We start from the raw sequence: 18458 nt of genomic DNA on the forward strand, positions 1-18458 counted from the left end.
CTCAACGCTACGCCATGTGGGCGAAACCCGGTGTCCTTGGACCGTCGAGAGGCAGTCGCCGGCGGTCCGCTATATGGAGGGCATCCAGCGCGGGGCTGGTGCGGTTGGCGGTCCCTAGCCGCTCAGCCCGGCGCGGCGCAGGGCCTCGGCCATGGCCGTGTTGCCTCCCGCAGGCTTGGCCTCGCGGGAAGCCGCCGGCTTGTTTCCGCGCGGAGCACCCTGGGCCCCGTGCGGGGTACGGGATTCGGCGCTGCGCGGACCGCGGGGCCCGCGCTCGGGCTTCTCAGCCTTGGCACCGGGCTCGTCGTCCAGGCGCAGGGTCAGGGAGATGCGCTTGCGCGCCGGATCCACCTCGAGTACCTTGACCTTCACGACCTGCCCGGAGGTGACGACCTCGCGCGGATCGGAAATGAACTTGTTGCTCATGGCCGAGACGTGCACCAGCCCGTCTTGGTGGACGCCCACGTCGACGAAGGCGCCGAAGGCGGCCACGTTGGAAACGGTGCCTTCCAGGATCATGCCGACCTGCAGGTCTCCGATCTTTTCCACCCCCTCCTTGAGGTTCGCGGTCTTGAAGTCGGGGCGCGGGTCCCGGGCCGGGCGCACCAGTTCGGAAATGACGTCCTTGACGGTGGGCAAGCCGAATTGCTCGGTGACAAATTCCCTGGCATCCAACGAGTCCACCGACTGGTTCTTGGCGGTGGCCGCGGCCAGCAGTGTCTCGGCCAGGCCGTAGGCCTCGGGGTGAACGGCCGAGGCATCCAGCGGCTGCTTGCCGCCGGTGATGCGCAGGAATCCGGCGCACTGTTCGAACGCCTTGGCGCCCAGGCGCGGGACCTTCAGCAGGGACTTGCGGGTGGCGAAGGGGCCGTTGGCGTTGCGGTGCTCGACGATGTTGCGACTCAGCAGGGAGCCGACGCCGGCGACCCGGGCCAGCAGCGCCGGGGATGCGGTGTTCACGTCCACGCCCACCGCGTTCACGCAGTCCTCGACCACCGCATCCAGTGAGCGGTCGAGCTTCGCCGGGGTCAAATCGTGCTGGTACTGGCCCACGCCGATGGACTTGGGTTCGATCTTCACCAGTTCGGCCAGCGGATCCTGCAGGCGTCGGGCAATCGAGACCGCCCCGCGGATTGACACGTCCAGCTCCGGCAGTTCCGCACTGGCCAGCGCGGAGGCCGAATACACCGAGGCGCCCGCCTCGGAGACGATGACCTTGGCGGGCTTGTTGGTCAGCTTGGCGATGACCTCGCCGGCCAGCTTGTCGGTTTCCCGGCTGGCGGTGCCGTTGCCCACGGCGATGAGCTCGGTGCCGTGCTTGGCGGCCAGGGCCACCAGCGTGTCAACGGCTTGGTTCCACTTGTTCGCCGGGGCATGCGGATAGATCGTGGCGATGTCCACGACCTTCCCGGTGGCATCCACGACGGCGACCTTCACCCCGGTGCGCAGCCCCGGGTCCAGGCCCAGCACCGAGCGGTTTCCGGCCGGGGCCGCGAGCAGCACGTCGCGCAGGTTCGCGGCGAAGACCTTCACGGATGCTTCCTCCGCGGCCTCGAAAAGCCGGGTGCGCAGGTCGGATTCGAGTCGGGCCAGCAGCCGGCCGCGCCAGGCCAGCCGCACGGTTTGGGCCAGCCATTTTCCGGCCGGTGCATCGGCTGCCGCGGTGATGCCCAGGGACTTGGCGACCGCAGCCTCGTAGGAAGCGCGCGCCTCGGCCAGCGCCGCGTCGTCGCGCGGGTCCGCCTCGGCAAGTTCCAGGTCCAGCACGCCCTCGCGTTCCCCGCGCAGCAGCGCCAGGATCCGGTGCGAGGGCTGGGTGGCCACGGGCTGGACGAAATCCTCGTAGTCGGAGAACTTGGCCGCGTCCGCAGCCGGGGCACCTGCCGCGGTCTTCGAGGCGATCTTGCCCCGGGACCACAAGCGCTCCCGCAGGTCGGAGACCAGCACCGCATCCTGGGAGGCCCGCTCGGTGAGGATGGCGCGGGCACCGGCGAGCGCCTCGGTGGCGGCGTTGATCTCGTGCTCCGGGTTCAGGAACGTTGCCCCCAGCGTCTCCGGATCCTGGGACGGATCCTTGATGAGCGAATCGGCTAGCGGTTCAAGGCCGGCCTCGCGGGCGATCTGGGCCTTGGTGCGCCGCTTGGACTTGTAGGGCAGGTAGAGGTCTTCGAGTTCCGCCTTGGTCGTTGCGGCCCCGATCGCGGATTCCAGCTCCTCGGTGAGCTTGCCGGCTTCCGCGATGGCCTTGAGGATTGCGGCCCGCCGTTCCTCGAGTTCGCGCAGGTAACGCAGTCGTTCCTCCAGCATGCGCAATTGCGCATCATCAAGGGTCCCGGTGGCTTCCTTGCGGTACCTGGCAATGAAGGGAACGGTGGATCCGCCATCGAGGAGCTCGATGGCGGCCCTGACTTGCCATGGGGAAACGGGTGCCCCGGCTGTGGAAAGTTCTGCGGCAATGGTCTGGATTATTCGGCTCTGGCTCACCCTTCCAGTTTGCCGCATGGGCACCACGGCTCACAGTCACCGGGTCCACGAGAGCCGTGTGTCGCACAGGTGCCGTTCACATGGTTGGGGATCGGGATCCACCGGTGCTAGGTTGGGCCAAGGACTCGACACGGGGTGCCGCCTGGCGGCTGAGAGATAGACCCGTTGAACCTGATCTCGATAATCCGAGCGAAGGGATGCCGGTCCGGCATGACGCATGGTGGCGCCCCGCTTTTGGGTACCTCGTGGCGGTTCCATGGCATCCTTTCGCTCCAACGAAAGGTGCAAGAGAATGCTCATCAAGGACCAAATCGTACTTGTCACCGGTGCCGGCCGCGGCCTGGGCACCGACCTGGCCCGCGCCTTCGCCCGTGAGGGAGCACGGCTCGTGCTGAACTACCGCTCCAGTGAGGCCGGGGCCCAGGAACTGGCCGCAGAGTTCGGGGAGGATCGCGCGATTGCGATACGAGCCGACGTCTCGGAACCCGAACAGGTCGCCGAGCTGGTCGCCACTGCGCAGGAACACTTTGGCGCCCCTATCACCACGGTGATCAACAATGCCCTGCCGGACTTTTCCTTCAACGGCGATGCCCGCTCCAAGGCGGACGGGATCGGGTACACGGAATTCGGGGCGCAATTCACCGGCATCATCGGCGGAGCATTGAACACCATCCAGGCGACCTTGCCGGGCATGAAATCCGCAGGCTTCGGCAACATCGTCAACATCGGAACGAACCTCTTCCAGAACCCCGTGGTCCCGTACCACGACTACACCGCGGCCAAGGCGGCACTGCTGTCGCTGACCCGCACGTTCGCGTCGGACCTGGGCCCCGAGAACATCCGCGTCAACATGATCTCCGGGGGCCTGCTGCGCACCACCGATGCCTCGGCGGCCACCCCGGAGGAGGTCTTTGACCTGATTGCCGGTTCCACTCCCCTGCGCCGGGTCACCTCCCCGGCGGAGTTCGCCGATGCCGCCCTGCTCTTTGCCTCGCCCTGGTCGCGGGCGGTGACCGGGCAGAACCTGGTGGTCGACGGCGGCCTGGTGATGAATTAGGAGGAGGGCAAAACCATGGATTCGACACGCCAACTGCACCTGAACGCCTTCATCTACGGTGCCGGCCACCACACCATGGGGTGGCGCCACCCCGACTCCAGCGCCGACCGCGTCGGCGACATCGCCTACTACGAGGAACTGGCCCGGCTGGCCGAACGTGGTTGCCTGGATGCGGTGTTCTTTGCCGACGGGCAAAGCGTCAACCACGAGTACGCGGCGGGAATCCCCTGGTTCCTCGAACCGGTGACCGCGCTGAGCGCCATGGCGCGGGCCACCGAGCATATTGGTCTGGTCACCACGATCTCTGCGAGCTTCTACACCCCGTTCCATGCCGCCCGGCTGCTGGCGTCCCTCGACCACATCAGTGCGGGCCGCTCGGGCATCAACGTGGTGACCTCCATGTTCGACGCCGAGGCCCGCAACCACGGGATGGATGCCTTGCCGGGGCACGCACAACGCTACGAACGTGCCGAGGAGTTCATGGACGCGGTGCAGAGACTGTGGGATTCGTGGTCGGATTCGGCACTGGTGGTCGACCGTGAGGCCGGCCAATACCTCGATCCCTCCCAGATCCGCCCGATCAACCACCGCGGCAACCATTTCACGGTTGCCGGCCCGCTGACCGTCCCGCGGTGCCCGCAGGGGCGTCCGGTGCTTTTCCAGGCCGGATCCTCGGAGGCCGGGCGTTCCTTTGCCGCCCGGTACGCCGAAGCGATCTACTCGGTTTCCTGGGACCGGGAATCGGCCCTGGAATATGCCGCGGACATGCGGAGGCGGTTGGAACTTGTGGGGCGGGCCGGGAATTCGGTGCCTATCCTTCCCGGGCTGGTCACCTACATCGGGGCGAGCCGGGAGGAAGCCCGGGAAAAGAAGGCCGCTTTGGATTCCTACCTGGATCTCGACTCGGCCATCACCCAACTGAACATGTTCACGGGCCAGGACTACACCTCGCATCCTTTGGATGGGCCGGTGCCTGGGCTGCCGCCGGCCGAAGGGTTCTCCGGACCGCAGGGCCGCTACCTCACGGTGCAACGCATCATCGAAACGAAGCAGCCCACGCTTCGCGAGTTGCTGGGATTCCTGGCGGCCGGCGGCGGCCATGCCACCATGATCGGCACGCCCACCGAGGTCGCCGACGAAATCGAGGAGTGGTTCACCACAGGTGCCTGCGACGGCTTCAATCTCATGTGCCCCAGCTTCCCGGCGGGGCTAGATGACTTCGTGGCACTCGTGGTGCCGATCTTGCAGGCACGTGGCCTTTTCCGCACGTCATACCCGGGCAGGACCCTGCGCGAAACCCTGGGCCTGTCCAGGCCTGCACGTCTGGAGAACGTACCGGTTTCGGGCTGATCGCCCGTGCCCGCAGGTGGGAGGCCTCGGAGTTCCCGGCGTTCTCCCACCTTCGAGCCACTACGATGGAACGCATGAGATTTTCACGTTCCAAAAATGCCTTGCTCCTTTCCGCTGCCGTCCTGCTGCTCTCCGTGAGCGGTTGCGCGACCATCGCCGACACCGCTTCCTCCGCGGCGTCCTCGGCAGCAACCCAGCTGGCCGATGGGGCAAAGAAGGAGCTCATCAAGAAGGTGTGTGCACCGATCAAGGACGGCAGCATCAACGCCTCCGACCTCAAGGTCGTCTCGTCCATGGTGGACGCGGTCCGCGAGGGTGGCCTGCCCCAGGAAATCGTCAGTGCACTCGATGATGTGGCGGCCTCAGGCGACAAGGTTCCCGCCGATGTCCAGGCCAGGCTCGTCACCGCCTGCGACAACGCACTTGCCTGAGCCGGCACAGGTGTGTTGCAACAACCGCGGCGAAGTCCCCGCGCTGACTAGACTGGCGGCATGAAGCAGGAAACAAAGGCTGTCAGAATCGACGCCTGGCTATGGTCGATCCGGATCTACAAGACCCGTTCCGCGGCAACCACCGCGTGCCGTGCCGGTCATGTGCGGTTGAACGACAAGCCCGCCAAGGCCGCCCAGATCGTTGTACCCGGTGACACCATCAGGGTCAGGCAATCGGGATTCGACCGCACCCTGGAAGTGACCGCTGTGATCGCCAAAAGGGTGGGAGCGGACATCGCTACCCGTTGCTACATCGACCACACGCCTGTCCGACCCAAGGAAGTCATCCCCCAGGTTCCCGTGAGGGACAGGGGCGCAGGCCGGCCCACGAAGAAAGATCGGCGTGAGATGGAAAGACTCCGGGACCAGTTCCATTAGACGGCGACTACGATGGGAATGGATAGCCAATAACGCGGTAGTGAAGCTGTCACAGCCGTTGTCGCAACAGAGGAGAACCATGAGCCGGAACAAGTCCTGGAACGAACTTTCTGTCGTATCACGCTGGCGCGTCGCCATCCTGGGCATCACGCAGTTGGCACTCCAGTTCGTTGCCTTGCGCGATCTCGTCAAACGTCCGGCGGCCGAGGTCCGTGGGGCAAAGGGCGCGTGGGCCGCGGCCTCGTTCATCAATTTCCTCGGGCCCATCGCGTATCTGGCATTCGGACGGACGCGTCGGGTCAAGTAGCCACAATTCCGACGCGGGCGGGATCTGGGGATCGCCAAGGCCCGGCCAGGCTTGAAAATCGAATTCGGTCCTAGCACGGCAATGTCCAGCAGACGATACTTTTCGCCGGGACACGCCTCCCAACGGAGAACCGGTGGCAGGGAAGTTCCAGGATCATTGCTCCAACCGGGCCCAATATTGCTCAATGAAGTCGGGCATCAATCTTTACCGATTGCCAACACCGGTCGAATTCCCCACGAATCTGCAGAACCACGGGCGATGAATTCCCTGGGTTCACTCGGAAGCCGTGCTGCTGCTGCCCGCGTTGGCGAACTGTTCCGGCCTGGGCGGAATGCTCCTTGGCACAGGGGGCAGGCCAATCTCGGACCGGAGAATCTGTTTGGCCTTGGTGTTGGTGCGACGGACCCAATTTCCGGCCTTTTCCCAGGAACTGTCGCGCACAAAGAGCATGTCCAGGGCGATCATCGCCAAGGAGAACGACCAAAGCCCCATGAAGAATCCGATCCCGACGTGCATGCCCAGGAGCAGGACGAGGGAAAGATAGCGGGTGTACTTCCACAGCAGCAGCACCGGGAAGAGCAGCTGGAAGTAGATGGATACCCACGTTGCCACCAACACGGCCGGCGTGATCTGCCAGGCAAGCTCGCTCAGAAGCGGAACAACCTGGAAGGCATCCAGGTTCAGGGAGTAGTACAAGGCACTGCCCTCGAGCCATTCCTTGCCCATCAGCTTGAAGATGCCCGAGTTCACATAGACCAGCATGATTTGGTAGCAGCACAGCATCAAGGCGGTGTTGTGGAGGCCCGCCCCCAGCCACAGGGGAACCGGGAAGTGCTTCTGTGTATAGGACTTTCGGTGGCCACGCCGCTTCTGCAGCCAGGCATCGACCGACCAATGCTTGCTCAGATTCGCAAAAATCAAGAATGAAAGGGTGATGCGGAAAATGGTGTCGCCACCGTTGGTCACCAGCATGCTGTTCGACTGCAAACCAATCCAGAACAGCAGCATCACCGGGGTGACGAACCGTGTCTTGTACCCTACAAGAAACAACAGGACCAGAACGATCAGGCTCCAGTAGGACAGGTCAAAGACGAAAGTATTGTCTTTGGGGAACATTTTTTCAATAAAGAATGGGTAGCCCCGGCGCTTGATTTCCGGTTCGAGCCACGTCGAGGCAAAGCCCCAGAGGTAGGCGCGGTCCCCATAGCTGGGAATGAGAAACAGCAACATGCCGACGGCGTAGATGATTCTCAGCAGGGAGAAGCTGCGGGTGGCACGGTAAGCCCCGGTAGCCCATGCTACAAATCGATCGATCTGCCGTGACGCCCACGACGAATCCGATGACGTCGACGATCCTTGTGCGGCGGAGTTGATGCTCGTGGCCAAGTACTTCTTCACGGTCATTGCTTTCCGCCATTCCGCTCGATGACCCCTGCGTATTCGTTGACGACCGCACCATCGATCGTGACGTTCGATTGACGCCATCCGAACACCAGATCTGAAAGTTTGAATTGCTGTTCAGCATCAAACCGGTGCTCAAAGTCGTTCGCGCGCGTGCGCTCCGCCTTCCACCGGACCCGTTCGATGTCTTCACCGAAGTAAGCGGTGGCGAAGATCGTGGCGTAGCGCATCATCATGTAGTCGTAGCGCAGGAAACTGATGACGGAGCTGCGGTTATTGCCGGCGTCGACCAGTTTTTGAATCAACTCGGAGTTCCCGATCGGCTGAAAGCCGTTTCCTGATCGTTCAATGAAGGTATCCCGGGCGATCTTCTTCTGAGCCGCGGTCAGCTTGTTGTATCTACCTTGATAGGCACCCATGGCGTTCAACGACTGTTTATGGATCCTGGATGTAGCCCAATTGCCCAGGGAGTTGCCTTGCTCGATATCGGTGATGTTGACCCATTCCGATTTGACCAGCGATCCGTTGGCATCCCGCCACTGAGCTTGGAAGGAGAAATCCGTATTGACTTTCATGATGCTGGGAGCAAAGACGTTCCACTTCTGCGTGTAATACGGTGAAGCGACCGAGAATACCGCAGCGCGCACAGGCGTATTGGGCGAGACCACCACGAGGCTCACAAATACATAGGTGACCACGGCCAGGGCCGACAGCATCCCCATGATCCGGGGTTTGTTCAGAGGACGTTTCATCAAATCTCCGTAAAGGCAACGGCCGCGATCGATTTTCAAACCACAAGCCTGGGCTCAGCTGGCCGTTGGAACTCCAACAACCGGTTGCCCTGGATCGGGCGAAAGGGCAAGCCGGGACCAAAAGGTCCCGGCCAGCCCATTCACCGTAAATTCAAGCGTTAGCGCATGGAGCGCTTACGCGAGAACAGGAAGGCACCGGCACCAGCCAGCAGCAGCAGCAATGCTGAGCCACCCAGGATCAGTGCACTCGAGCCCGTGTTGGCCAGGTCGCCATTCGGGGTCTTGCCCGAATCAGACTTGGATCCATCGGCGTCGGCAGCAGAGCCGGCGTCTGCATCAGCAGCAGAATCGGTTGCGGCGTCTGCATCAGCAGCACTGGCTTCCGTCACGGTCAGGTCAGCTTGACCGATCTGTGTGCTGTTAGTTGCTTCTACAACGTAACCGCCGGCAGGAGTGTTGGCGCCCACCGGGAGCTCAACTGTGAACTTACCTTCGGCATTTGGAGTCACCGTTACCGGATCACCCACGTTGTTGCCTTCAGCATCCTTGAGCTGAACCGTAACTTCTTCGTTCGGAGTCCAGTTCTCACCGGTCACCGTCGTCGAGTTTCCGGCCTCAACCGATTTCGGATCGACAGTCACAGTCGATTCCTGGCCGTCGCCGTCTTCGTCTCCAGCGTCGGGAGCAGCGTCAGCATCGGTCGCAGCGTCCGTCGCGGCGTCCGTCGCAGCGTCCGTCGCAGCGTCCGTCGCGGCGTCCGTCGCGGCGTCCGTCGCAGCATCCGCATCGGTCGCAGCATCCGCAGCAGCATCGGTAGCAGCGTCAGCATCCGCAGCAGTATCCGTCGCAGCGTCAGCATCCGTAGCAGCATCCGTCGCAGCGTCCGTCGCGGCGTCCGTCGCAGCGTCCGTCGCGGCGTCCGTCGCAGCATCCGCATCGGTCGCAGCATCCGCAGCAGCATCGGTAGCAGCGTCAGCATCCGTCGCAGCGTCAGCATCCGTAGCAGCATCCGTCGCAGCGTCAGCATCCGTAGCAGCATCCGTCGCAGCGTCAGCATCCGTAGCAGCATCCGTCGCAGTGTCAGCATCCGTAGCAGCATCCGTCGCAGTGTCAGCATCCGTAGCAGCATCCGTCGCAGTGTCAGCATCCGTAGCAGCATCCGTAGCAGCATCGGTAGCAGCGTCAGCATCCGTAGCAGCGTCCGTCGCGGCGTCAGCATCCGTAGCAGCATCCGTAGCAGCATCGGTAGCAGCGTCAGCATCCGTAGCAGCGTCCGTCGCGGCGTCAGCATCGGTCGCAGCGTCCGCATCCGTAGCAGCGTCCGTCGCGGCGTCCGCATCGATAGCAGCTTCGGTATCAGCCTCAGATGCAGCAGCTTCGGTCACCGTCAGCGCGGTCTCGGCAGACTGGGTCCCGTTCGACGCCTTCACCGTGTAACCGGCAGCAGGAGTCCCGGCACCCACCGGCAGCTCAACAGTCAACAAACCGTCAGCGCCAGGAGTCGCCGTCACCGGATCGCCCACGTTGGCGCCCTCGGCGTCAACAAGCTGAACAGTAACTACCTCGCCCGGGGTCCAGTTCTCACCGGTCACCTCGGTCGAGTTACCGGCCTCGACGGAGGTCGGATTCACCACAACCGTCGCAGCCGGAGCAACCACCGGAGCGGTCACCGTCAGCGCGGTCTCGGCAGACTGGGTCCCGTTCGACGCCTTCACCGTGTAACCGGCAGCAGGAGTCCCGGCACCCACCGGCAGCTCAACAGTCAACAAACCGTCAGCGCCAGGAGTCGCCGTCACCGGATCGCCCACGTTGGCGCCCTCGGCGTCAACAAGCTGAACAGTAACTACCTCGCCCGGGGTCCAGTTCTCACCGGTCACCTCGGTCGAGTTACCGGCCTCGACGGAGGTCGGATTCACCACAACCGTCGCAGCCGGAGCAACCACCGGAGCGGTCACCGTCAGCGCGGTCTCGGCAGACTGGGTCCCGTTCGACGCCTTCACCGTGTAACCGGCAGCAGGAGTCCCGGCACCCACCGGCAGCTCAACAGTCAACAAACCGTCAGCGCCAGGAGTCGCCGTCACCGGATCGCCCACGTTGGCGCCCTCGGCGTCAACAAGCTGAACAGTAACTACCTCGCCCGGGGTCCAGTTCTCACCGGTCACCTCGGTCGAGTTACCGGCCTCGACGGAGGTCGGATTCACCACAACCGTCGCAGCCGGAGCAACCACCGGAGCGGTCACCGTCAGCGCGGTCTCGGCAGACTGGGTCCCGTTCGACGCCTTCACCGTGTAACCGGCAGCAGGAGTCCCGGCACCCACCGGCAGCTCAACAGTCAACAAACCGTCAGCGCCAGGAGTCGCCGTCACCGGATCGCCCACGTTGGCGCCCTCGGCGTCAACAAGCTGAACAGTAACTACCTCGCCCGGGGTCCAGTTCTCACCGGTCACCTCGGTCGAGTTACCGGCCTCGACGGAGGTCGGATTCACCACAACCGTCGCAGGGACCACATTGGCACGTACTGTGGCTGAAGCCAGGTTAACCTCAGCCAATGGGGTAGACAGAACCGGCAAAAGCGAAATTGCTACTGCCCGTTCCGTAAACGAACCCACGTTCTCCGCACCGACCGTGGTGAACGATCCGTCGCGTTCTTGGACGTTCACTGTGATGGAAACGATCTTCGCCACAGTCTCCATTAGCGGAGAAAGCGCCGTGGTGGCCACGTTAAGAACTGGCTCGAACACGGTCGAAGTGATTCCTACCCCGGTGATTGCAGTCTGCAGTGGCACGCCTATCGCTGGGATCAGAGTGCCTGTGACGACGCTGAGAATCGGGTTCAAGAGCGTCCCAATCTGGATGGCCCCGAGTGCTCTCGTTCCCGAGGTATCGATGTTAAGCGCCGAAGTGTCTCCATCGAGGAAAGCACCAACAGTTCCATTTATCTTGACGTCAATGTCCACAAGGTCCACCCGTGGAACCAATGGCAGCTGGAGGCCTGCAGCCGCGGTGAGATCGATATTTAGCTCGGTGGAATTCAGAGTGTCTGTCACAACAGTCACCAGCGTGGCCGGCAGCGTATCGAGCAAGTCGGTGACTCCGGCAATAGCTGCGTCCAACACCGGCTTTGATAGAAGGACGGTGTTTGGATCCAAGTCATTCAAGGAGCCATCCGGGCTCTTGCCTTGCTCTTCCTTCACGAGCCTAGCGATATCAATAACGATTTCGCCGGTGCTCAGATCAATGACGACGGACTCTTCGGCATTGGTCAATGGCTCTTCCAAAACGGCGGAAAGCGCCGTCTTCAAATCGGCATCAATCGTAGCAGCAAGCTTCACGTTGCTGACGTCAACGAGTCCTCCAGATACCGCACCTAGTCCGCTAGTCAGGGGACCCACTAGGTCATTCGCGACGCCTCCGAGCAAGTTGTTCAAAGCGCCATTAGCGCCCGTAATTGCATTGACGTCGTCGCTGAGTGTGTCGAGAGTTGTCGTCAACGTCGTTGAAAGTCCCCCAACCACTGGGCTCGTTAGGAGCAGATTGCCATCGGCGACTTGGTATTCGCCTTCGGCTTCGGTTACGCCGGCTTTGGATGCTGTCGCCGATATTGCACCAAGCTCGACGCGAAGCGCGGAAATAAGACCGTCCGTAATGCCGCCGAGTCCCGCATTGTTAAGCAGTGCGGTTGCGTCGACGTAGGCGTTGTCTTGCTGCCCGTTGCCGCCCACTGAAATTGCACCGGTGTCGGTTACTGCGCCGGATGCCGCATATGCGTTTCCGGCGGTGGACTCGGCGAACTGGCCGAGAGCACCAACACCAACGACACCATTGGGACCGAAGAGCTGTATGCCACCACCCAAATCAATACCAAGTGCGCTGAGAACCGAAAGGTCCAGCGTGCTGTTCTTAGCTCCAGGTACCGAGGGATCCGCACTATATGCCGGGGCTAGGGCCGCAATCCCATTGAGGTTGATTGCCCCACCGCCACTAAGAACACGGCCTTCGGCTTCCGAGGAATCCGTGGGCGCGGCAAATGCCGACGTCGTCGGAACGATAAAGAGGCTGGACGCTACAGCGCCAGCCAAAAGTCTGCGAGCAATTGGGAAGCGTCGCTTCCCATTCCCCGGTGGTGAAATATCCCTTGTCAATGCATCCTCCATGGCGAAAGTGGAATGATCATGGGCCAAAAAATAAACGTGACCCGAGATTGACCTTAGGAAAGCGATCGGATGCTTCATTGCCCTTTACGGACAGATTCCGCCGAACCTACGGCTATCGAGCAGGAGGCTTAAGTCCAACGGGTGGCGCTGCTTCACCATGACGAAGTGGCCGCTTGGCTACAGTTCGGCACCTCATACCGTAATGTGCACGCTTTCGGACCTCGGGATCGCCAATCGGCTATTTACATTGGCTACGATGAGATCTAATTACATCGAGAAATAGAGTTTTGGGGCTTTGATCGTTGTTGCTGTGCATGAATTATTGCGCTTTCACGAGCATTCGCAGAAGTTAAAGGAGCCCCCGATGCAGCCCCAAATTCGAGTCCATCTTGCTGATGGCGATTACTTTCTTCGGCTTGGTCTGGAGAGCCTCTTGGCCTCAAGCCCGGATGTCCAACTTGAACAAGTTACCGGCACCGGCAACGACGCCGTTGACGCGGCACTCGAGAAGAGGCCTGACTTGGTGCTCATGGAAACCAGTCTCAGCAACATATGCAGCATGGAAGCCACCCGGCGAATCGTGTCGGCGGCCCCGGAGACGAAGGTAGTGATGCTTTCGGCGACCCACGATATCGAGACCATGGCCAGGGCCCATTCGGCGGGTGCCTGTAGCTACCTGGCCAAGAATTCGATTTCAACCGACCTGGGTGCCGCACTTCGGATGATCCACTCGGGAAACATGATCTTCTCCAAGCCCGCGGATGCGGACCAGTTCCCGCCCCACTCCGCGAGCAAGTATGACTTGAAATCGCAACTGTTGCGTCAGGCCGGACCTCGCGATCGACGCATACTGCAAGCACTGTCAGAAGGCCTTACCAACGTCCAAATCGCCTCATTGCTGCATGTCAGTGAAGGCACGGTCAAGGCGCAACTGGCAAAAATCATGGAACCGCTGGGCGTCAGCAACCGTGTCCAGCTCGCGGTCTTGGCCGTTCAAGCCGGGCTCCTGGAAGAGTCGCGCACGACTGTGCCGCTGGGTGTCGGTCGCATGCGCCATGCAACACCCCGTGCCTGAATTTTTTGGTCTGAACTAATACCCCAGGAACGGGTCATAGGCATTGATCAGCGCTTCGCCGTCCAAGTAGCGGCGCAGGTTTTTCGTGAAGAGTTCCACCAAACGTGAATTCTCCGCGTCCACGTTTGCGGCGGTATGAGGGGAGAGAATCAGGTTCGGGGCGTCCCACAAGGGGTGCCCGTCGGGTAGCGGCTCCGGATTTGCCACATCAAGGACGGCCCCGCCGAGGTTCCCGCCTACAAGTGCATCGATAAGTGCCTTCTGGTCAATGACCGGGCCGCGCGCCAGATTTACGAGAAATGCCCCCTGCTTCATTTCGGACAGTCGCCGCTCGTCCATGAGCCCCGCGGTTTCATCTGTCAGCGGGCAGGCAAGAACCACGATGTCGTACTCCCCCAGCCGACATTCCTGCAGGCTGACGGATCGTTCAAATGGACTGTCCAGCAGTCTGCCCGCTCGGGTGGTCCCGTCGCAGCTGACTCCCATGAAGCTCAAGGTCCTGGCAACTTCGCTCCCGATGCTGCCCGCCCCGATGATCAATGTGCGCAGTCCGTACAGGGTCTTCGATGCACCGTTTGTCCAACGGTGTGCCTTTCTCTGGGATTCGAGGCGTGGGATTTCGCGGATGAAATGCAGCAGCCCGGCCAGGGCGAATTCCGCCAGTGGCTTGGCGTGCACGCCGGCAGCGGTGGTGATGCGAACCTTGTTATCAATGTGCCCCATCGCCTCGGCCCGCGCGCCCACCCCGGCCTGCGAGGCCTGGATCCATTCAAGCCGTGGGCTGTGTTCCCGCCAATCGCGCGGCTGCCACCAGTCGAAATCAAACATGATGGTCGCATTGCCCAGATGCCACTGCCACTCCGCCAGTTGTCCCCCGGTGAGCTCACGGGGCTTGCCCCAATGGTCCGCCCCGAACTGTGGGACGGGCAGCAACTCGGGCCGGTAGATGACATCGACCTCGGGAGTGGCATCGATCAGCCGGCCAACCAGCTCCTCCTGGAGATACGAGCAAATCAAAACCTGTGGGCGCATGGAACTGAGGAACCTCTATCGTTGGGTGGCGGGACGAATGGACGCGGCTCATCTGTAGTTTTTCCCAGCGTCACGAGAACGACACGACGAAAAAACCGGGCCCCTTCGGACAGGCTACCTTGAGTGGTTCGATAAGGTGAGCGCATGACCACACTCGTAGGCGACAACAAGGGCCCCAGAGAGACCCCGGTCCCGCGGCACCACCAGCTCATCGTCTCGCTGTTCGGTCTGTATGCACGCCAGCACGGCGGCGCCCTGGCCGTGGCCACCATCATCGACTTGATGCGTGACATCGGGGTCGAGTCCACTGGAACCAGGTCCTCGATCTCACGCCTGAAAAAACGCGGCGTCATCGACAGCGTGCAGGTCAACGGCCGCAACGGGTACGCATTGGCACCCTCGGTCATCGAAACTTTCATCGAGGGCGACGAACGCATCTTCCACCCCCGGCGGGCCAAGATCGGCGAGCAGTGGCTCCTGGCAACCTTCACCGTTCCCGAGTCGCAGCGCAACATCCGGCACAAGATCCGTTCTTCGCTGGTGCGCATGGGCTTCGGTTCGGTGACCCCGGGGCTGTGGATCGCCCCGGGCCATCTGCGCGACGCGGTGTTGGCCTATTTCGACACCCGCGGACTGAACGAATACCTCGAGTTCTTCATGGCCGACCACGTTGGCGGCGCCGACCTGCACAAGAACATCGGTGCTTGGTGGGACCTGCCGGCGCTTGATGCACTGTACTCGGACTTCCTCGAGCAAAACCGGGGGCTGCTGGAGTCATGGGACCAGCGCGACGGGTTCACCGCAGATCCAGACTCCGACGCCCGGGCCTTTGCCGACTACCTGGTCCTGGTCACCCAGTGGCGACGCCTGCCCTACCTCGACCCTGGGCTGCCCACCGAGTTCCTGCCCCGGAACTGGAACGCACTGGAGGCCGAGCACCTATTCCAGCAGCTCCACACCTTGCTGGCCCCGCGCGCACAGCGCCATGCCGACCGCGCCATCGACGACCACGCCGTCACCGGATAGCCGCTCCCCCACATCAACAGGAAGCCGTGCCGTGCAACCGCCCTCCCTTGCGGGGTATGCGGTAGCACGACACGGCTTCCTTGGTTTCTTGCCCTTCTTGCCGGCTCGGATAACTAGGCGCGGTCCTGGATCACCGCAATGCCCTGGATCTCGATGAGCGCCTCGGGCTGCCACAAGCGGCTGACCCCGATGCCGGCGAGCGCCGGGTACTTGCTGCCTGCCATTTCGCGCCAGAGCCGGCCGATCTCGCGGCCGTTGGCCAGGTAGTCGTCAACGTCTGTGAGGTAGATGGTCACCGACACCAGATCCTCGGGCTGTCCGCCGGCCTCGACGAGTGTTGCCAGGACGTTGGAGAACGCCTGCTTGAACTGGTCCACGATGTTGCCCGGAACGATCTTCATGTCCTTGTCCAGGGCGGTCTGCCCGCCCAGGTACACGGTCGTTCCCGCGAGCACGCCGTGGGCGAACCCGGAGGGCTTGCCCAGTGAATCGGGGTTGATGGTGAGGTTCTGGATGAGGGTGGTTTCGGTCATCATGCTCTCCTGTGGGTTCTTGTGGCGGTTGCGGGTCTTCCGCTCTGGCGCCGGGCTAGTGATGCGTGTTACATTGAGGATACGTGACGGCGGTCAAAAAGTCGACACAGTTGATTTGATGGATGGCAAAGGAGCCAACGGAATGAAACTCGCAACGGTTCGACACGGTGGGCGCACCACCGCCGCCCTTGTGGTGGCAGGCGGCTACCAGCCGCTGCCGGCACGCAATCTCAGCGAGCTGCTGGCCCTTCCCGAGTGGAAGGCGATCCTCAAGGATGCCGCTTCCGGCCATTGCGGTCCGGATGTCCTGCCCGCAGCCGAGGTCGAAGTGTTGAACCCGGTGCCGAGCCCGGCGAAGGTCATTTGCTGCGGCCTGAACTACTCCGAGCACATCCTGGAAATGGGACGCGAGCTTCCCGCATTCCCCACGCTCTTCGCCAAGTTCGCCGACACCCTCACCGACCCCGAAGCACCGATCGTCGCCGACGAATCGGTGGACCTGGACTGGGAAGCCGAGCTGGCCGTGGTGGTCGGCTCCACACTGAAGGACGCCTCCGAGGACGAGGCGGCAGGCGCCATCGCCGGCTACACCGTGGCCAACGACATTTCCATGCGCGACTGGCAGCGCCGCACCCTGCAGTGGTTCCAGGGCAAGGCCTTTGACCGCACCACGCCGCTGGGACCCGTGCTGGTCACCGCCGATGCGCTGGATCCGGAGGCCGGCCTCGAGGTCATCTGCACACTCAATGGCGAAGAGGTCCAGCGCGGGAACACCAAAACGCTGGTCTTCTCCGCCGCCAAGCTCCTTTCCTACATCTCCACCTTCACCGTGTTGCGCCCTGGCGACGTCGTCCTCACCGGAACCCCCGGCGGGGTCGGCATGGGCATGGTCCCGCCGCGCTTCCTGAAGGACGGGGACGAGCTGGTCACCGAGATCCCCGGAATCGGAACCCTGTCCAACCGCATCAACCTGCGAATCAACGCTTCCCTCTAACCACCCCATCCACGCATCCAGCCACAGACCAAGGAGCCAAGCCCATGAACAACCCGACCCCCACCATCTACCGCACCGAGGGTGAGAACACCGTCTACGCCAACTCCGACGGAGTCGTCGTCCCCGTGGTCACCCGCAAGGGCGCCGAAGACACCAACACCGCGCAATCCGGCGACTGCATCCGCGTCTCCGGGGTCAGCATCCAGCACACCCCGGCCACCAAGCTCTGGTTCGGGCAGGTCTCCAACACCCCCGGATACCGGTCCCTCCCCCACCACCACGGCGAGGCCGAAACCGGCGGCTACGTGCTGCGCGGCCACGGACGGATCTACTTCGGCGAGAACTACGAGCAGTTCCTGGACATGACCGCCGGCGACTGGGTCTTTGTCCCGCCGTTCATGCCGCATGTCGAGGCCAACATGTCGATCACCGAGGACCTCGTCTGGCTCACCGCCCGCACCCCGGAAAACATCGTGGTGAACCTCGAAGAAGTCGCCGACGAAACCCTGGAAGGATACCGCCGGGCATGAGCTCACAAATCTTCCTTGACGCCATCGATTTGACCGCCTGCGAGGCCGAGGTCTTTGACACGGCTTTCACCGCCATCCCCCAATATGTTCCGTGGCCCAAGGCCTACGGCGGGGACATGGTGGCCCAGGGCGCCTCGGCCATGATGCGCTCGGTGGACGGGGACAGGGAACTGCACTCGATGCATTCATACTTCCTGCGCCCCGTGGACATGCACGTTCCGGTCCGCTACGAGGTCGAGCTGATGCGCGATGGCCGCGGCTACTCCACCCGCCAGGTCCGAGGCTTCCAAAACGGCAAGGCCGTCTACACCGCCCTGGGATCCTTCCACGTGCCGGAGTCCGGTCCCGAACAGTCCTCCGCGGCACCGGCCGAATTCCTGGACCTGGATCCCGAAACCCTGGCCAGCGCGGCCAGCGTCCTGGCCTCTGCCGAGGGCCCTGCCGCCGAGTACTGGTCCACCGGCCGGTCTTTCGACATGCGCCACGTTCCCGGGGCCCTGTACCTCGAGGTCGACGGCAAGCCCTCGGCCCACCAGGCGGTCTGGGTCAAGGCGTTCACCGAACTTCCCGATGACCAGATCACCCAGCGCGCGGCCCTGGCCTATGTGTGCGACTACACCATCCTGGAACCGCTGTTGCGGACCCAGAACCTGTCCTGGAGCACCGAAGGACTCGTCACCGCGAGCCTTGACCACTCCATGTGGTTCCATCGCAGCGGTCGCGTGGATGATTGGGTGCTCTACGTCCAGGAAGCCATCTCCAGCCAAAACAACCGCGGCTTGGCATTGGGCCGCTTCTACACCCGCGGGGGCCAGCTGCTGGCCACCGTCGCCCAGGAGGGCATGATCCGCGGACCGCGCGGCTAAGGCACCACAAGCACCATTGCAATCTTGA

16 protein-coding genes and 1 riboswitch are annotated in these 18458 nt (G+C 62.7%); of the genes, 10 read left to right on the plus strand and 6 right to left on the minus strand.

Going from position 1 to position 18458, the window contains the following annotated elements; translation table 11 throughout:
- Window positions 1–114: 114 nt before the first annotated feature.
- Entirely contained in the window at window positions 115–2502 is a 2388-nt protein-coding gene (locus FPY90_RS09940; RefSeq protein ID WP_498685308.1) for a Tex family protein, read from the minus strand.
- A gap of 103 nt (window positions 2503–2605) precedes the next feature.
- A riboswitch (TPP riboswitch) is annotated at window positions 2606–2699 on the plus strand.
- Between the two features lie 77 nt (window positions 2700–2776).
- Between FPY90_RS09940 and FPY90_RS09945 the strand changes: the two genes are divergently transcribed.
- The 5 genes from FPY90_RS09945 to FPY90_RS09965 all read left to right on the plus strand — a co-directional run bounded on the left by FPY90_RS09945 (window position 2777) and on the right by FPY90_RS09965 (window position 6067).
- On the plus strand, window positions 2777–3541 hold the full coding sequence (locus tag FPY90_RS09945) for a 3-oxoacyl-ACP reductase (protein ID WP_071213885.1): 765 nt from the start codon (window positions 2777–2779) through the stop codon (window positions 3539–3541).
- Between the two features lie 15 nt (window positions 3542–3556).
- Window positions 3557–4891 (plus strand): LLM class flavin-dependent oxidoreductase, encoded by a 1335-nt coding sequence (locus FPY90_RS09950; protein ID WP_498685311.1) that lies wholly within the window; start codon window positions 3557–3559, stop codon window positions 4889–4891.
- 74 nt (window positions 4892–4965) lie between these two features.
- Window positions 4966–5322, plus strand: a complete 357-nt coding sequence (locus tag FPY90_RS09955) for a hypothetical protein (protein ID WP_286135293.1) — start codon at window positions 4966–4968, stop codon at window positions 5320–5322.
- A gap of 60 nt (window positions 5323–5382) precedes the next feature.
- Complete coding sequence (locus FPY90_RS09960) at window positions 5383–5760, plus strand: RNA-binding S4 domain-containing protein (protein WP_071213888.1); 378 nt, start codon at window positions 5383–5385, stop codon at window positions 5758–5760.
- A gap of 79 nt (window positions 5761–5839) precedes the next feature.
- The gene (locus FPY90_RS09965; protein WP_071213889.1) at window positions 5840–6067 is read left to right on the plus strand and encodes a PLDc N-terminal domain-containing protein; all 228 of its coding nucleotides are present in this window, start codon (window positions 5840–5842) and stop codon (window positions 6065–6067) included.
- 273 nt (window positions 6068–6340) lie between these two features.
- On the opposite strand, the gene FPY90_RS09970 is transcribed toward FPY90_RS09965, so the two are convergent.
- The 3 genes from FPY90_RS09970 to FPY90_RS09980 form a co-directional block, all read right to left on the minus strand.
- Window positions 6341–7471, minus strand: a complete 1131-nt coding sequence (locus FPY90_RS09970) for an HTTM domain-containing protein (RefSeq protein ID WP_071213890.1) — start codon at window positions 7469–7471, stop codon at window positions 6341–6343.
- Window positions 7468–8259, minus strand: a complete 792-nt coding sequence (locus FPY90_RS09975; protein ID WP_498685316.1) for a DUF5819 family protein — start codon at window positions 8257–8259, stop codon at window positions 7468–7470. The genes FPY90_RS09970 and FPY90_RS09975 overlap by 4 nt, the downstream gene beginning before the upstream one ends.
- A gap of 119 nt (window positions 8260–8378) precedes the next feature.
- The gene (locus FPY90_RS09980) at window positions 8379–12374 is read right to left on the minus strand and encodes a choice-of-anchor G family protein (protein ID WP_498685318.1); all 3996 of its coding nucleotides are present in this window, start codon (window positions 12372–12374) and stop codon (window positions 8379–8381) included.
- Between the two features lie 364 nt (window positions 12375–12738).
- Between FPY90_RS09980 and FPY90_RS09985 the strand changes: the two genes are divergently transcribed.
- Window positions 12739–13449 (plus strand): response regulator transcription factor, encoded by a 711-nt coding sequence (locus FPY90_RS09985; RefSeq protein ID WP_071213894.1) that lies wholly within the window; start codon window positions 12739–12741, stop codon window positions 13447–13449.
- Between the two features lie 15 nt (window positions 13450–13464).
- Here the strand turns inward: FPY90_RS09985 and FPY90_RS09990 are convergent, their stop codons facing one another.
- A complete protein-coding gene (locus FPY90_RS09990; protein ID WP_498685321.1) occupies window positions 13465–14481 on the minus strand; it encodes a D-2-hydroxyacid dehydrogenase in 1017 nt (338 codons plus the stop codon).
- Window positions 14482–14625: 144 nt separating this feature from the next.
- On the opposite strand from FPY90_RS09990, the gene FPY90_RS09995 reads away from it, so the two are divergent.
- Window positions 14626–15507: a PaaX family transcriptional regulator gene (locus FPY90_RS09995; protein ID WP_498685323.1), complete on the plus strand. Its 882-nt coding sequence runs from the start codon at window positions 14626–14628 to the stop codon at window positions 15505–15507.
- A gap of 113 nt (window positions 15508–15620) precedes the next feature.
- On the opposite strand, the gene FPY90_RS10000 is transcribed toward FPY90_RS09995, so the two are convergent.
- A complete protein-coding gene (locus FPY90_RS10000) occupies window positions 15621–16040 on the minus strand; it encodes a RidA family protein (RefSeq protein ID WP_498685324.1) in 420 nt (139 codons plus the stop codon).
- Between the two features lie 142 nt (window positions 16041–16182).
- Here FPY90_RS10000 and FPY90_RS10005 point away from each other — a divergent pair, with 142 nt between their 5' ends.
- From FPY90_RS10005 to FPY90_RS10015, 3 genes are read left to right on the plus strand one after another with little or no spacing between them, the layout of a single operon-like run.
- Window positions 16183–17034: a fumarylacetoacetate hydrolase family protein gene (locus FPY90_RS10005; RefSeq protein WP_071213900.1), complete on the plus strand. Its 852-nt coding sequence runs from the start codon at window positions 16183–16185 to the stop codon at window positions 17032–17034.
- Between the two features lie 44 nt (window positions 17035–17078).
- The gene (locus FPY90_RS10010) at window positions 17079–17564 is read left to right on the plus strand and encodes a cupin domain-containing protein (RefSeq protein ID WP_071213901.1); all 486 of its coding nucleotides are present in this window, start codon (window positions 17079–17081) and stop codon (window positions 17562–17564) included.
- Window positions 17561–18430 (plus strand): acyl-CoA thioesterase, encoded by an 870-nt coding sequence (locus FPY90_RS10015; RefSeq protein ID WP_498685328.1) that lies wholly within the window; start codon window positions 17561–17563, stop codon window positions 18428–18430. The genes FPY90_RS10010 and FPY90_RS10015 overlap by 4 nt, the downstream gene beginning before the upstream one ends.
- Window positions 18431–18458: the final 28 nt, after the last annotated feature.

The organism is Arthrobacter sp. C2 (assembly GCA_024207135.1).
Classification (GTDB): domain Bacteria; phylum Actinomycetota; class Actinomycetes; order Actinomycetales; family Micrococcaceae; genus Paeniglutamicibacter.